This window comes from Streptomyces sp. CNP082, from assembly GCF_059570535.1.
In genome coordinates, this window is record NZ_JCANSZ010000034.1 from 24,481 (window position 1) to 38,921 (window position 14,441).

Sequence of the window (14,441 nt, forward strand, 5' to 3'; positions counted from 1 at the left end):
GAGCGTGCAGTCGCGGGAGCCATCTTGTCCAAGGCGAAGCGATCTTGCCTTTGCGGCGCATTATTCTGACCACGTCGGCCCCCGGCTCGCGCGCAAGCCTCGTCGGCGGCTCCGCAAGGACACCGTGCTCATCGCGGACAGCAGATGGCAAGTGGAGCGCGGCTGGTTGCTTCAACGACGCCCTGGCCGCCGCCGAACACACCCGCGGCAGCCTTGCCGGAGCGGTCATGCACACCGATCACGGCGCCCTGCTTGAACTCAACCGGTCGTCGAAACACCGGCTCCGGTCGTCGCCGACACCCGGGGCTTTACGTCCGCTTTCGCTGCGGCTTACTACTCTCCTGTCCGTCCCGGGTTGGCCGAGGGCTCCACAGACGGAAGTCAGGGCATGGAGATGAACCGACGTAAGCTGCTCGGCGGCAGCGCCGCCGCATCCGCGGCGGCTGCGGCGGCTGCGCTGGGCGGCGCCGCCACGTCTGCCGCCGCGGTCGGCAGCGGTCCCGTCCGCAGGATCGCGGACAGGGCTATGGACCGGTTCGACGCGGGCTGGCGCACGGGGCACTGGCAGCCGTTCCTCGCCATGCTGACGGACTCGTTCAGCTTCTGGTTCCCGGAGGAGCCTGCGCGTGGCCGATTCGAAGGGACCGAGGGGCGGCGCGTCGTCGAGGAGTGGGCGCTGTTCCACAGCAACGCCGGCAATCGGGTGCTCGGGGAACGGCGCGGCGCCGACGTCGTGGGGAACCGGGTGTTCTACGCGTACGAGTCCCACGGCACCTCTCCCGGAACCGCCGCGTACCGCAACTGGGAACTGATCATCGTCGAGGTCCGCGGCGACCGGATCAGCGCGTTCCACGAATACTGGGGCGACGCCCGCCCGGCCTCGGCCTGACGACGACGTGCGCAGCCGGCGATGTGCGTCGCTGCCGCGTCCGTCAGCTGGTCTTTGACTTGCCGGTCAATATTCGGTATGCCGAATAGCCACGCCGGGGACTCCCCGCTTCTGCAACGTCGCCGGCACAAGCAGCGGTGACGGCCGCCCAACTCGCCCCCGGGGGCTGGGTCGCCGGCGGCTACGAGCGCCGCTGGAACTCCACCCTCGCCCAGTACCGGCGCACCGTCGACCTCGGCGGCACGTTCACCATGCTTCCGCACGATCTCTGGGGCGCCGACGGCAGCGCCATCCCCCGCTTCCCCGGCGACAACGGCGACTGGTCGGACTACGACGCCTTCCTCGATCGCCTGATCTCGGACATCCAGGCCGCCGGGATCAATCCGGAGTGGGACATCTGGAACGAGCCCGACCTCTCGATATTCTGGAACCGGCCCCAGGAGCAGTACCTTCAGATGTGGGACCGCACCTATGCCAGGATCCGCGAGGAACTCCCGAACGCCGTTATCGTCGGCCCTAGCAGCGCGAACGAGCCTGCCGAGAACAACGACTGGTGGAGCGCGTACCTCGACCACGTTGCGGCTGCCGGCACCGTGCCCGACATCCTCAGCTGGCACGAGATCGGCGGCAGCCCGCACGGCCAGGACCCCGTGGCCAGCAAGGCAGCCCTCCAGGACATGATCGCCGCGCGCGGCATCGCCGTAGACGAGTTCCAGGTCAACGACGACGCCTACACCGTCACCCTGCTCCCGCCGGAAGGGGCATCACCCTGACGTGTCGCACTCCCTGCCGGAGCTCGCCGAAACCGTGGGGTACCCGGCTCCGAAGCGCCGTCGCCGCCGCGGCGGAGGGTTCGGTCGTGGAAGGAAGGTAGCCTCAAAAGATGTTCCATGGGCGGGAAGAGGAACTCCGCCGGCTGAGCCGGCTCATCTCCGGGACACGCCGTGGCCGGGGCGGTGCCCTCGTGGTCCGGGGCGAGGCAGGGATCGGGAAGACCGCACTGCTGCGGCGTGCGGCGGCCGGGGCCGGGTCCGATGTCCGGATGCTCGGCTGCTCGGGCGTGCAGGCGGAGATCCCGCTGGCCTTCGGCGGGCTGCACCAGTTGCTGTCGCCGCTGCTCGACCTGCTGCCGGAACTCCCGGAGGAGCAGGCCGCGGCGCTGCGCAGTGCGCTGGGTCTGTCCTCCGCGCCTACCGGTGATCTCCCGGTACGTTCCGCCGCGCTTTCGCTGCTGCGGCGGGCGGCGGAGGACACCCCGCTGCTGCTCTTCGTTGACGATCTGCAGTGGCTCGACCCGGCCAGCGCCGGCGTCGTGCTCTTCGCCGCCCGCCGGCTCGACGGCCTGCCCATCGGCCTCATCGCCAGCCTGCGCGAGCCTGCCGGGCCAGGAGAGGAGCCCGCGGCCCCGGACGTCCGGGATCTTCCCCGGCTCGTCCTTCGCGGACTCGCTGACGACGCCGCCTCCGCCCTCCTCGACGAACGCGGGTGGGGGACACCGGGGCCCACCAGGCGCGCGCTCGTCTCCGCCGTCGGCGGCAACCCGCTGGCGCTGGAGGAAGTGGTCCGGCTCGGCGGCCAGCCGGAGGTGGCCGAGAAGATCACGCTGACCGGTACGGCCCCCCTCGGGCGGCGGCTGCGCGCGGTCTTCGCGGAGCAGACCAGAGGACTTCCCGAACCGGTGCGCACCCTGCTGCTGGTGGCGGCTGCGGAGGACAGCGGACGTACCGACGTGGTGCTGGGCGCAGCCGGTCGACTCGGGGCGGATGAGCTGGCGTTGACTGCGGCGGAGCGCGCGGGTCATCTCGACGTGCCGGGGCCGCGGCTGCGGTTCCGGCATCCACTCGTACGGGCCGCCGTGTACGCCGACGCCTCCTCGCGGCAACGGGCGCGGGTGCACCGGGCCCTCGCCGAGGAGCTGGCCCATCTGCCCGGGCCGGAGCATGGTGAACGAGCGGTGTGGCACCGCGCGCTGGCGGCGACGGAACCCGACGACGGGCTGGCGGAGGTGCTGGAGTCCGGGGCGACTCAGGTGAAGCGCCGCGGCGGACTGGCGGCTGCCGCAGCCGTGCTGCACCGGGCGGCGCTGCTGAGCACGTCCCCGCACCAGCAGACCAGGCGGCTGACCGCGGCGGCGTACGACGCCTGGAAGTCCGGCAGTCCGCAGCTCTCCCGTCCGCTGCTGGCGGAGGCGCTCACCCGGCCCGCGGACGACAGCACTCGGCTGGAGTTGCTCCGGCTGCAAGGCATGATGGAACTCTGGGGCGGCGATCAGGAGGCGGCGGTCGCCAAGCTGCTGCACGGTGCCCGGTCGCTGGCAGAGCGACAGGCTGAACACCCGGAGCGCGCCGTCGCTCTGTCGTTCATGGCCGTGGACGGCGCGCTGCGCGCCGACCGGATGGACGACGCGCTGCGCGCGGCGGCGCAGATCGAAGCCGCGGGCGCCCGGGAGCCGGGCTATGCCGGCTACGGGCGGTGGCTCGCGGAGTCGCTCGCCGATCAGCCCCGGCACGGACTGTCCCCGTGGCAGCTGTTCGAGGCGGCCCCGGAGTCCCTGGCCCGGGACAGGGCGAACCGCTGGGTGTGGGCAGCGGTGCTAGGGATGTCCGGGTCACCGCCCCGGCAGGTCCGCGCCTTCATCGTGGAGGCGTGCGCGCACTTCCAGGCCGGCGGAATGCTGGCCGTCCACGTTCTGCTGCTTTCCTGGCTCGCGGAGCTGGAGTACCGGCTGGGGCTGTGGCGGGAGTGCGAGGCGCACGCGCAGGAGGGGCTGCGCGGGGCGAGGGACGTGGGCCAGCCCGTCCTGGAGGCGGACCTGCTGGCTCTGCTCGCCCTGCTGTACGCCGGGCGCGGCCAGCAGGAGGGCTGCCGGGAACACGCGGAGCGGGCCGAGGCGTTGGCCGTCGCGCAGGGCAACAGATCTGCGGCGGCCACGGCGCACTGGGCGCGAGGACGGCTGGCGCTGGGTGCGGACGACTACGAGGAGGCCTGCGAGCGGCTGGCGTCGCTCGGCCGGCCCGGGTCGCCGTTCGCCCATCGCCGGGTGGCGCGCCGCGCCGTTCTCGACGGAGTGGAGGCACAGCTGCGGGCGGGCCGTGGCGAGGGCGCCGAACAGGCCGCGTGGGCGTTCGAGCAGTGGGCAGAGCAGAACACCCTGGTGTGGCCGCAGCCGCACCGGGATGCCGTACGGGCGCTGCTCGCGGAGGGCGACGCGGCGGACAAGCACTTCCGGGCCGCGCTGGCCGCGCCGGGCGCGGCAGACGAGCCGCTCACCCGGGCCCGCACCGCGCTGCTCTACGGCGAATGGCTGCGGCGCACCCGGCACGAGAGCGAGGCCAGGAGGCAGTTGCGGGATGCGGTGGAGACGCTGGAGTGGCTCGGCGCCGAGCAGGAGGCAGCACGCGCCCGGCGCCAGCTGCGGGCGGCCGGCGGCGCGGCCCGGCGGCGCGACGGGGATCCCGCTGCCCTGCTGACGGTCCAGGAACTGCAGGTTGCCCGGCTGGCGGCGGCGGGTCTCAGCAACCGGGAGATAGGCGCCCGACTGGCCGTGAGCCCGCGGACCGTCGGCTACCACCTGTACAAGATCTTTCCCAAGCTGGGCATCAGCAGCCGCTCCCAGTTGCGCGACGCCGACCTCAAGGTGTCGGGCTGACGTCCCGTACCGGTGCGGCCAGGCCGTTGCGGGCCAGCACGAGCTGGGCCGCGACGGCCGTCGCGATCTCGGCCGGGGCACGGCCGCCGAGCGGCAGGCCGATCGGTGAGTTGATCCGCGCCAGGTCGGCCGCGTCCATGCCCGCTGCCCGCAGCCTCCTGTGCCGGTCGCGGTGGGTCGCTGCCGATCCCATCGCCCCCACGTAGCCGACGCCCGCCGAGGTCGCCTCCAGCAGCGCGGGAACGTCGACGCGTGCGTCGTGCGTGAGCACCACGACCGCGGACCGTACGTCGAGCAGCTCCTCGCGGCGCAGGCTGCCCAGCGTCGTCTGCGGCAGTCCCGGGACCACCTCGGCCCCCGCTGCCTCGGCCTGTGCCCCGAAGGCCGGCCGGTGCTCAAGCACGACGACGCGGTAGCCGAGTTGCGCGCCCATCCGCGCCAGGTGGTCGGCCACCGGGGTCCAGGACACGAGCAGCAGCAGCGGCGGTGGCGCATGAACGGTGACGAAGCAGCCGAACCGGTCGTCGTGGTCTTCGTTCGCGTCGCCCGGGGGCGCGTGCGACCCGGCGGGGAGCAGCACGCTCCCGCCCTCGGGGAGCAGCAGCCGCGCCGCCGTCTGGGCTCTGCTGTCTTGCCGGTCCCCGCCGATGCTGCCGGTACGGCTCCCGTCGGGTAGCAGCACCAGGTGACCGGGGCGGGCGGGGTCGAGGCGGGTGGCGAGCGTGACGGGCCGCCCGCGACGGACGGCGGCGGCGACGGCGGGGAGCCAGTGCCCTCGGTGGGGCACCACCGGCTCGACCCAGACGGACAGGGTGCCACCGCAGGTCAGTCCGACGCCGGATACGTCCCCTGAGACGTCGTCCGCGGTGTCGGCCGGACCGTAGCGGCGCAGCTCCGGGCGGCCCTCGCGCAGCACGTGCTCCGCGGTCGCCGCCACGTCGGCGTCGACGCAGCCGCCGCTGATCGCGCCCAGCACCGCCCCCCGCTCGTCGGCGGCCATCGCCGTGCCCACCGGCAGGGGTGCGCTGCCGACCGCTTCGACGAGCGTGGCCAGCGCGAACGGGCGGGACCGCAGCCACCATTCCTCCAGGTCCGGGAGCAGCTCGCGCATACGTCAGTCCACCAGCTTGTCCGGGGTGAGGGGCAGTTCGGTGATCCGCTTGCCGGTGGCATGGTAGACGGCGTTGGCGATGGCCGCGGCGACGCCGACGGCGACCACCTCGCCCATGCCCTTGCTGCCGTGCGGGTGGGCGAGCGTGTCGGGCTTGTCCACGAAGAGCACGTCGATGTCGGGGACGTCGGCGTTGACCGGGATGTGATAGTCGGTGAATGCCGGGCCGGTGTACCGCCCGGAGACGGGATCGGGCACGAGTTGCTCCATCAGCGCCCATCCCATGCCGAACACGATGCCGCCCTGCGCCTGGTTCCGCGCCGCCTTGTGGTTGGTGACCCGGCCGATGTCGAAGACGCCGACGTGCCGGGTGACGCGGACTCGCGGCAGCCGGGGGTTGATGCGCACCTCGGTGAAGTGCGCGCCGAACGTGGCTACCGCGTGCGAGGTGCGCGGCGCGTAGTCCCCCCGGCCCACGACCGGCTTGCCGCCGTGGCGGGTCAGCAGGGCACGGTAGGTCTCACCGCGCTGTGGCTCACGGCGGTGGAACAGCCTTCCGTCGGCTGCTCCGACCTCGCCTCGCGGCAGCCCGTGCAGCGGTGACTCCGGGTCGGCGACGGCCATGCGTACGGCGGTCTCGCGGGCCTGTTCCGCGGCGAGATGGACGGCGGAGCCGGTGTAACCCGTCGTCTTCGAGCCGACGTTGCCCGGGGTCCTGGGCAGCCGCGTGTCGCCCGCCCGGACGTCGATCCGGCCCAGGGGTACCCCGGTGCCGGCCGCGGTGAGCTGGGCGACAAGGGTGAGGCTGCCGGTGCCGATCTCCTGGATGGCCGTACGCGCCTGGGCCGTGCCGTCCGCCCGGATCTCCACCTCGGCCCCGTTCGGTCCCGGATCGGGGAGATCGCCGCGAACGGCCGTGGCCATGCCGTACCCGATCAGGTCGTCGCCGTCACGCAGCGAGCCCGGCCCGGCCGGGCGGCTCGACCAGCCGAAGCGCTCCGCGCCCAGGTCGTAGGCCTCCAGCAGGTTCTTGTCGCTCCACTCCCTGCCGGTGAGCGGGTCCGCGGTCAGGTGGTTGCGGCGGCGCAGCTCCAGCGGGTCCAAGCCGAGGCGGTACGCCAGCTCGTCCATCGCGCACTCCAGCGCGAAGGAGCCGGGACCGTCGCCCGGCGCGCGCAGATTCAGGGACGGGGCGATGTTCACCTTCGCGACCTGCGTGGTGACCGACAGGACCGGCGCGGCGTAGGTGGAGGCGGTGGAGACGACCGCGGGCTCCGGGCGGTCGCCGCGCACCTCGGTCGCGTTGACGACGTCGTGGAGGATCACCGCGAGCTTACCGCCGGCGTCCGCGCCCAGGCGGATGCGCTGGATGATCGGCGGCTGGTGACCCGTCCCGGTGAAGGTCTGCTTGCGCGTGAGAACCAGCTTGACCGGGCGCCGGACGGCTCGTGCCGCCGCTGCGGCGAGCAGGCTGTGCGCCCAGACGGTGGTCTTGTTGCCGAACGCCCCGCCGACGAGCGGCGACAGCACCCGGACGCGCTCGGCCGGCAGCCCGAACACGGCGGCCACGACGTCCCGGTGCAGGTGCACCCTCTGGCTGCAGTCGCGCAGCGTGAGCGTGCCGTCCTCCCAGGAGGCGACCACGGCGCCGGGCTCCAGCGGGGCATGGCCGTAGTGCGGCAGCCGGTAGGTGGAGTCGGTGCGCACGTCCGCGCCGTCCAGCGCCGCCTGCGGGTCGGCGTCCGGCGGCAGCACGGCCTGCTGGGGGAAGGGCGGCTGGATCAGGCGTCCCTCCGCGGTGTAGGCGTCCGGGAGCGCGTCGTCGAGGGTCGGCACCGGCCGGTGCTCCTCGTAGTCGACGGCCACCAGCGACGCCGCGAACACGGCCTGCTCCGGCGTTCCGGCGACGACGACGGCGAGGTACTGCCCGTAGTAGGTGATGCGGTCGTCGGCCAGCGGGAAGCGGTTCTCGACATATCGGGCGTCCGCGGGAGTGCCCCGCCACGGCAGCGGGTCGTGGTGGGTGAGGACGGCGAGCACGCCCGGTGCGTCCGCCGCCTGTGCGGTGTAGATGTGGCGCACCCGGCCCGCGGAGATCGTGCTGGCGACAAGGGCGGCGTGGGCCATGCCGGTCAGCCGGGCGTCGGCGGTGTACCGGGCCGCGCCGGTGACCTTGTCGCGCGCCTCCACCCGGTCGACGGGCGCGCCGATCCCCGACTGCGGCGCCTCGGTCCTGGACGTCATCGCTCCCCTCCCAGCTCGGTGAGGGCCTGCCGGACGACTTCCCGGGCCAGGCTCACCTTGTACGTGTTGTCGGGGCGCGGTGTCGCGCCACTGGTCGCCGCCTGTGCGGCGGCGTCGATGGCCTCCTCGTCGAAGGTCCGGCCGAGCAGTGCCCGCTCGGCCGCCGCGGCCCGCCACGGCTTGGGCGCCACGCCGCCGAGCGCGATCCGCGCCGCCCGCACCGTGCCGCCGCGCAGCTCCACGCCGACGGCGGCGGAGGCGAGCGCGAAGGCGTAGGAGGCGCGGTCCCGGAACTTGACGTAGTGGGAGTGCGCGGAGGTGGCCCGGGCCGGCAGCTCGACGGCGAGGATGATCTCGTCGCGGGCCAGCGTGACTTCGCGCTCGGGGCTGCGGCCGGGCAGCCGGTGCAGCGCGTCGACGGGGATGCGGCGCTCCCTCCGTGGCCCGCGTACCAGGATCTCGGCGTCGAGCGCCTGCAGGGCGACGGCGCAGTCCGACGGATGCACGGCGACGCACGCTCCGCTCGTACCCAGGATCCCCTGGTGGCTGCTGTCGCCGCCCAGTGCCGCACAGCCCGCGCCGGGGTCACGGCGATTGCAGGCGAACTCGGGCAGCCGGTAGTAGGAACAGCGCACCCGCTGCAGCAGATTGCCGCCGAACGTGGCGCGGTTGCGGATCTGCGGGGAGGCGCCCGAGCGCAGCGCCTCGGCGAGAACCGGGAAGCCCCGCTCGACGCGCGGGTCGGAGACGGCGTTGCGGCACAGGGCGCCGATGCGGAGCCCGCCGTCCGGGCGGGTGGAGATCCCGGCGAGGTCGAGCCCGTTGATGTCGATCAGGTGGCTCGGCCGCCGGATCCCGTCGCGCATCAGGGTGGTCAGATCGGTGCCGCCGGCGATGACGGCGGCCTCGGGGTTGTCGGCGAGCACCTGGATCGCCTCGCCGACGCTGCGGGCTCGTACGTACTCGAAGGGTTCCACGCCTACCGCTCCCCAGCGGACGTGCCGGCGGCCTCTTCGATGGCGTCCCGGATGTTGCAGTAGGCCGCGCACCGGCAGAGGTTGCCGCTCATCGCCTCCGGAATGGCCTCCCTGGTGATCCCGGGCTCCTCGGTGAGCAGCCCGACGGCGGAGACGATCTGCCCGGAGGTGCAGAAACCGCACTGGAAGGCGTCGTGGTCGATGAACGCCTGCTGCACGGGGTGCAGGTCGTCGCCGTCGGCGATCCCCTCGACGGTGGTGATCTCCTGCCCGTCGTGCATCACCGCGAAGGTGAGGCACGACAGCACCCGCCGCCCGTCCAGCAGCACCGTGCAGGCCCCGCAGGCGCCCTGGTTGCAGCCCTTCTTCGGCCCGGTGGTGCCCACGTCGTCGCGCAGGGCGTCGAGCAGGCTGCTGCGCGGGTCGACAGCCGGCGTCACGCGCTGTCCGTTGACGGTCAGGGAGATCCGGCGCGGCGCTCCCGCGTCGGGCACGCCGGCCGCCCCGGCCGCGGGCAGGTGGTAGCCGACGGCCAGGGCCGCCCCGGCGGTCGCACCCCCACGCACCACGGTGCGCCTGGTGGGTTTCCGAAACGCCCTATCCGAATCCGACATGCGTGCTCCTCTCGGTACACACCCAGCCTCCCGGGCCGCCGGGCGGGCCGCATCTGTCACTCTGACCGGTCGCCGGCGGCGTGCACGACGGGCTTGCCGCACCGCCGTGCTACGCGGCGCTCTGCACCTTGGTGGTGCCGTGGGGGACGAACCGCACGTCGTGCCGCCCGATGCCAAAGGGATCCAGCGGCGGCTCGTGGGACGAGCGCACGCGAAACGGCTGGTATTACTGGGGCATGCAGGAAGAGACCGCACGCTCCGCGATCGACATCTTCATCTCCGCGTTCAACGCCTCGGACGACAGCTATGTGACTGCCCTGCTCTCCCAGGCCCTGACCTCAGACGTGGTCTTCTGGGGACCGTTGGGCCGCAGCGAAGGAATCGCGGCGGTCGAGCGGTTCGTGCTGGACATCCGGCGCCACCCGGCGGGGACCGGCACGATGGTGCGCTGCTCAGCGGTGGACATGCCTGACGAATGGGCCCGGTACCAGTGGGTTTTCACCACGCCTGATGGAGGCCCCCGCCTGGCGGGAACAGACGTCGTCCATCTGCGACGGAGCCTCATCGACCAGGTCATCGTCTTCGCGGGGGAGATCGAGCCGTCCGCCTCCTGAGCCATCCTTCTGCCGCTGTCCTTCTCGTGAACTTGCCCCTTCGGCGTTCGGGAGCTGCGGTTCGCGGTTGAGTTCGCGGTTGGTCAAGTTGCGGTGGTGAGGGGCGTCCGCCCCAGTCGCAGGCGAATCGCTTTCATCGGTGGCCCCTTGCCGGTGACCCAGCTCTGCGATCGGCTCGCCGGTGCCAGGTCCGCCCTGTCCGTAGACCGGCGTCGAAGCCGAACTTGACAAACACACCGAACAGGCTGGACGCCGGGCCGCGAGGCAACTCCTCGCCCGCGCCCCCGAGAACCGCACAGATGCCGTTCAGGCGGGCAGCGACCCCCGGTGCGAGCCTGCGCAAGCGGTCTTCCGGACGGGTGCTCCAGGCCAGTAGCCGCGGGCCCGGTCAGCGCGCAGTGCTTCCTTCAGGCACCTCGATCAGGAAGGGGTATGGAGCGCCTGCGTCAGGAAGTGGCGTTGCGCGGCGATGAGGTCCTCTTCCTCTCCTGCCTGGCCGGCGTGGGCGAAGTGGCCCGCGGTGAGTACGTGCAGCTTCTTCGGACCGGGCAGGGCGTTGTGGATGGCGAACTGGCCCGGGGGCGGGACGGCCGGGTCGAAGAGTGCGGCTCCGACGTGGACCGGGATGCCTATACGCCGCGCCGCGGTGGCGGCGTCGAAGTACGCCAGCACGTCAGCGACTTCCGGGTGCACGGCGTGGTGCCGGCGGACCGACTCCCCGCTCCCGGTACACGGCAGTGTCAGCCGCAGCGGGTGGTTGCCGAAACTGGGAACGTTCAGCACGGCGGCGGTGAACCGCTCGTCCCACGGCAGCGCCAGCGCTCCGATGCCGCCGCCGAAGCTTGTCCCCGCGTAGGTGAGTCGACGCCCCGCGAGGGGCACGAGTTCCACGAGCGCGGTGGCCGCGCACCAGACGTCGGCCGCACAGCCTCCGTGCACGTACGACCGCCGGGAAGCGATGCCGTGCAGGACGTGCGCGGCCGGGTCGGACGGCAGGTCCGGTTGAAGGCTGCGTGCGCCCTGTCCGCGCAGGCACGGCCAGATGGCCGCCGTGCCGGGCGGCAGCAGCGCCGGATCGGGGCCCTCCCGGCCGCCGTAGCCGTGGGTGACGACGCTGCCCTGGCGCACCTGCCCGTCCGTGGGCAGCGTCAGCCAGCCGCCGATGCGGCGCCCGCCGAGCGAGGTATACGCGACCTCGTGGACCGCCACCGCTTCCCGCCCGCCGATCGTCCCCGCGCGGGTGCCGAGGCGGGGTGCGACCCGCGTGCGGCGGCTTTCGGCGTACAAGGAGCGCCAGAACTCCTGGAAGCCGGAGGGGGCGTCGGGGGCGGGCACGGCGAGCAACCGGTCCAGGTCGTATCCGTAGGTGGGGTCGAAGGGCAGGTCGTGTGCCAGGCCGGCTGTCCGCCCAGGCGGGCGGTGGTGATGACCGCTACCGCTCGTCCGCACTACCCGAGTCCCCCCGCCCGCCACTGCCGTTCGGCCCACGCTACCCGGGCCGCTCCGCGCGTGCGAGCGGTGCCGTCCGCAACGCCCGGAAACCTGCCGGAAATTCGTTCGCCACCGCCTGTTGACGGGGTCATGCCCCGCTCCTATGGTCGCTGTTACGAAACAGCAATGAGGACTTACGTCCTGTTGGGCATCTGCTGATACGTAACAGCAAGGGGTTCCTTTGTCAGTCAAACGCCGTCGTGGGGCACCGACCCAGGCCGACGTCGCCCGCCGCGCGGGCGTCTCGCAGGCGACCGTCTCCGCCGTCGTGAACGGTCGCGCCACCGACCACCGGATTCCCGTCGAGACCGAGGAACTGGTCCGCCAGGCCGTCCGCGACCTCGGCTACGCGGCGAATCCCGCCGCGCGCAGCCTCAAGGGCAAGCGCAACCGGATGATCGGGGTGCACACCTTCGAGTCGGTCTTCCCGATCGCCAGCCGCGACTTCTACCACGAGTTCCTGGTCGGAGTGGAGGAGCAGGCCGTCGCCGAGGGACACGACCTGGTGCTGTTCACCTCCACGGAGGGCCCCGGCGGTCAGCGCCAGCTCTACAGCGACGGCTCGAACCGGCTCAACGTCGCCGACGGCAGTGTGCTGCTCGGCGTCGCGCACGACCACTCCGACCTCGCCCGGCTCAGCCGGGAGGGCTACCCCTTCGTCCATATCGGCCGCCGCGAGGTGCCGGGCGCCGACATCGCCTGGGTCAGCGCCGATTACGCCGAGGCGACCCGGGAGGCCGTCGCCCGGCTGGTCGCGCTGGGCCACCGCCGGGTCGGCTACCTCGGCATCACGCACCGGGTCGAGGCCGTCGTCGACCGCGAGGCCGGTTACCGCGCCGCCTGCGCGGACGCCGGCATCCCGCAGCTCCCGGTGCTGATGAACGCCGGGGATGTCACCCAGGAGTGGTTCGACCTGGCCCTGGCGTCCGGGATGACGGCGTTCGTCGCCGAGGACGAGTCGTTCGCTGGCCGGATCGCCGGCTTCGCCGCCGCGCGGGACCTGGTCATACCCGCGCAGATCTCGCTCGTCGTGCTGCGGAGTACGGAGACGGGCCCGTACCCCGGGACCGGCTGGAGCTGCGTGGAGATCCCCCGCCGGGAGATCGGCCGCGAGGCCGTACGGCTGCTCCTGCGGCTGCTCGACGCCCCGGACTCGCCGGGCGCGGACCAGATCCTGCTGTCCTGCACGCCGCCCGGCGAGGAGACCGTCGCCGCGGCCCCGGCGAGCGCTGCGGGGGGAGAAGCATGACCGCGCTGCGCACCGACATAGCCGTTGTCGGGGGAGGGCTCGGCGGCGTGGCCGCCGCGCTGGCCGCTGTCCGTTCGGGCTTCAGGGTGCTGCTCACCGAGGAGTACGACTGGGTCGGCGGCCAGTTGACCGTCCAGGGCACGCCGCCTGACGAGCATCCGTGGATCGAGCAGTTCGGCTGCACCGCGAGCTATCGCCGGCTCCGGGACGGGATCCGCGACTACTACCGGCACTGGTACCCGCTGTCGGCGGCGGCGCGCCGGCAACCGGCCCTCAACCCCGGCGCCGGCCGGGTGAGCGCGCTGTGCGCGGAGCCGAGCGCGGCGCACGCCGTGCTGCGGGCCATGCTTGCGCCGCACCAGGCGAGCGGCCTGCTTGACCTGCGGGTCAGGCACCGTCCCGTCGCGGCAACCACCGACGGCGACACCGTCACCAGCGTGACCCTTCGCGACCTCGACACGGGCGCCGACGTCACGGTGACCGCGGCGTACTTCCTGGACGCCACGGAGACCGGCGAGCTGCTGCCGCTCACCGGCACCGAGTACGTCACCGGGTTCGAGTCGCAGGCCGACACCGGGGAGCCCAGCGCCCCCGCGCGGCGGCAGCCGCTCAACATGCAGGCCGCCTCCTGGTGCTTCGCGGTCGAGCACCGGGCCGGCGAGGACCACACCATCGACAAGCCCGACGACTACGGCTTCTGGCGCGACTACCGCCCCCCGTACTGGCCCGACCGGATGTTCAGCATGGTCGCGCCCAAGCCGCAGACGCTGCGGGCGACGACCCGCGTGCTGATCCCCAACCCCGCGCCCGGCGAGCCCGCAACCCAGGGCCTCGCGGGCGACCTCGACCTGTGGGCCTTCCGCCGCGTCCTCGCCCGCTCCGCCTTCGAAGAGGGCACGCTCGCCAGCGACGTCGTCATTGTCAACTGGCCGATGATCGACTACGTCGAGGGGCCGCTGTACGAGGTGGAGCCCGCGGCTGCCGCGCGCCACCTGGCCGGTGCGCGCCAGATGAGCCTGTCCTTCCTGTACTGGATGCAGACGGAGATGCCGCGCCCCGGCGGGAGCACCGGGCTGCCCGGACTGCGGCTGCGTGGCGACGTGGTGGGCACGGCAGATGGGCTGTGCAAGGGGCCGTACATCCGCGAGTCCCGGCGCATCCGGGCCGTGTACACGGTGACGGAACAGGACGTGTCCCCCGCGGTGCGGGGCGATCGCGGGGCGGTGGCGTACGAGGACTCCGTCGGCATCGGCTCGTACCGCATCGACCTGCACCCCTCCACCGGCGGCGACAACTACATCGACGTGGCCTCCTCCCCTTTTCGTATCCCGCTGGGCGCCCTGCTGCCCGAGCGGATGCGCAACCTGCTGCCCGCCGCCAAGAACATCGGCACCACCCACCTCACCAACGGCTGTTACCGGCTGCATCCGGTCGAGTGGAACGCCGGCGAGGCCGCCGGCCTGCTCGCCGCGTACTGCCTGCGCCACCGCACCACCCCGCACCAGGTCCGCGCCGAGCCCGCCCGACTCGCGGACTACCAGAGCGCGCTGACCGGCCACGGCGTCGAGCTCGCCTGGCCCGACATCCGCGGTTACTGAACCCG

At 72.9% G+C, this 14,441-nt stretch carries 11 protein-coding genes; 6 read left to right on the forward strand and 5 right to left on the reverse strand.

Annotation, left to right across the window (positions count from 1 at the left end):
* Window positions 1–388 precede the first annotated feature (388 nt).
* From B124_RS24445 to B124_RS24455, 3 genes are all read left to right on the forward strand, one after another.
* Window positions 389–889, forward strand: coding sequence for a nuclear transport factor 2 family protein (locus tag B124_RS24445; RefSeq protein ID WP_496505094.1), 501 nt, complete (start codon window positions 389–391; stop codon window positions 887–889).
* Between the two features lie 137 nt (window positions 890–1,026).
* Window positions 1,027–1,662, forward strand: a complete 636-nt coding sequence (locus B124_RS24450) for a hypothetical protein (protein WP_496505095.1) — start codon at window positions 1,027–1,029, stop codon at window positions 1,660–1,662.
* 110 nt (window positions 1,663–1,772) lie between these two features.
* Entirely contained in the window at window positions 1,773–4,538 is a 2,766-nt protein-coding gene (locus B124_RS24455) for an ATP-binding protein (RefSeq protein WP_496505096.1), read from the forward strand.
* On the opposite strand, the gene B124_RS24460 is transcribed toward B124_RS24455, so the two are convergent.
* Genes B124_RS24460 through B124_RS24475 form a run of 4 tightly spaced genes read right to left on the reverse strand, consistent with a single transcriptional unit; the run spans window position 4,522 to window position 9,484 of the window.
* Window positions 4,522–5,649 carry an XdhC family protein gene (locus B124_RS24460; protein WP_496505097.1) on the reverse strand — a complete coding sequence of 376 codons (1,128 nt, stop codon included), beginning with the start codon at window positions 5,647–5,649 and terminating at the stop codon, window positions 4,522–4,524. The two genes, B124_RS24455 and B124_RS24460, sit on opposite strands and share 17 nt — an antisense overlap.
* 3 nt (window positions 5,650–5,652) lie before the next feature.
* The gene (locus tag B124_RS24465) at window positions 5,653–7,893 is read right to left on the reverse strand and encodes a xanthine dehydrogenase family protein molybdopterin-binding subunit (RefSeq protein WP_496505098.1); all 2,241 of its coding nucleotides are present in this window, start codon (window positions 7,891–7,893) and stop codon (window positions 5,653–5,655) included.
* Entirely contained in the window at window positions 7,890–8,870 is a 981-nt protein-coding gene (locus B124_RS24470) for an FAD binding domain-containing protein (RefSeq protein WP_496505099.1), read from the reverse strand. Before B124_RS24470 ends, B124_RS24465 begins: the two co-directional genes overlap by 4 nt.
* A 2-nt stretch (window positions 8,871–8,872) precedes the next feature.
* Window positions 8,873–9,484, reverse strand: a complete 612-nt coding sequence (locus B124_RS24475) for a (2Fe-2S)-binding protein (RefSeq protein ID WP_496505100.1) — start codon at window positions 9,482–9,484, stop codon at window positions 8,873–8,875.
* 236 nt (window positions 9,485–9,720) lie between these two features.
* Between B124_RS24475 and B124_RS24480 the strand changes: the two genes are divergently transcribed.
* Window positions 9,721–10,098 (forward strand): nuclear transport factor 2 family protein, encoded by a 378-nt coding sequence (locus B124_RS24480; protein ID WP_496505136.1) that lies wholly within the window; start codon window positions 9,721–9,723, stop codon window positions 10,096–10,098.
* A gap of 420 nt (window positions 10,099–10,518) precedes the next feature.
* On the opposite strand, the gene B124_RS24485 is transcribed toward B124_RS24480, so the two are convergent.
* On the reverse strand, window positions 10,519–11,547 hold the full coding sequence (locus B124_RS24485) for an acetylxylan esterase (RefSeq protein WP_496505101.1): 1,029 nt from the start codon (window positions 11,545–11,547) through the stop codon (window positions 10,519–10,521).
* A 223-nt stretch (window positions 11,548–11,770) separates the two neighbouring features.
* Between B124_RS24485 and B124_RS24490 the strand changes: the two genes are divergently transcribed.
* Together B124_RS24490 and B124_RS24495 are read left to right on the forward strand one after the other, a co-directional pair.
* Window positions 11,771–12,838, forward strand: a complete 1,068-nt coding sequence (locus B124_RS24490) for a LacI family DNA-binding transcriptional regulator (protein ID WP_496505102.1) — start codon at window positions 11,771–11,773, stop codon at window positions 12,836–12,838.
* Entirely contained in the window at window positions 12,835–14,436 is a 1,602-nt protein-coding gene (locus B124_RS24495; protein ID WP_496505103.1) for an FAD-dependent oxidoreductase, read from the forward strand. Before B124_RS24490 ends, B124_RS24495 begins: the two co-directional genes overlap by 4 nt.
* Window positions 14,437–14,441 lie beyond the last annotated feature (5 nt).

Excerpts from the sequence above, each read along its gene's own strand:
- B124_RS24475 (WP_496505100.1), bottom strand. The coding sequence starts at position 9,484 with ATGTCGGATTCGGATAGGGCGTTTCGGAAACCCACCAGGCGCACCGTG.
- B124_RS24455 (WP_496505096.1), top strand. The coding sequence starts at position 1,773 with ATGTTCCATGGGCGGGAAGAGGAACTCCGCCGGCTGAGCCGGCTCATC.
- B124_RS24465 (WP_496505098.1), bottom strand. The coding sequence starts at position 7,893 with ATGACGTCCAGGACCGAGGCGCCGCAGTCGGGGATCGGCGCGCCCGTC.
- B124_RS24460 (WP_496505097.1), bottom strand. The coding sequence starts at position 5,649 with ATGCGCGAGCTGCTCCCGGACCTGGAGGAATGGTGGCTGCGGTCCCGC.
- B124_RS24480 (WP_496505136.1), top strand. The coding sequence starts at position 9,721 with ATGCAGGAAGAGACCGCACGCTCCGCGATCGACATCTTCATCTCCGCG.
- B124_RS24445 (WP_496505094.1), top strand. The coding sequence starts at position 389 with ATGGAGATGAACCGACGTAAGCTGCTCGGCGGCAGCGCCGCCGCATCC.
- B124_RS24495 (WP_496505103.1), top strand. The coding sequence starts at position 12,835 with ATGACCGCGCTGCGCACCGACATAGCCGTTGTCGGGGGAGGGCTCGGC.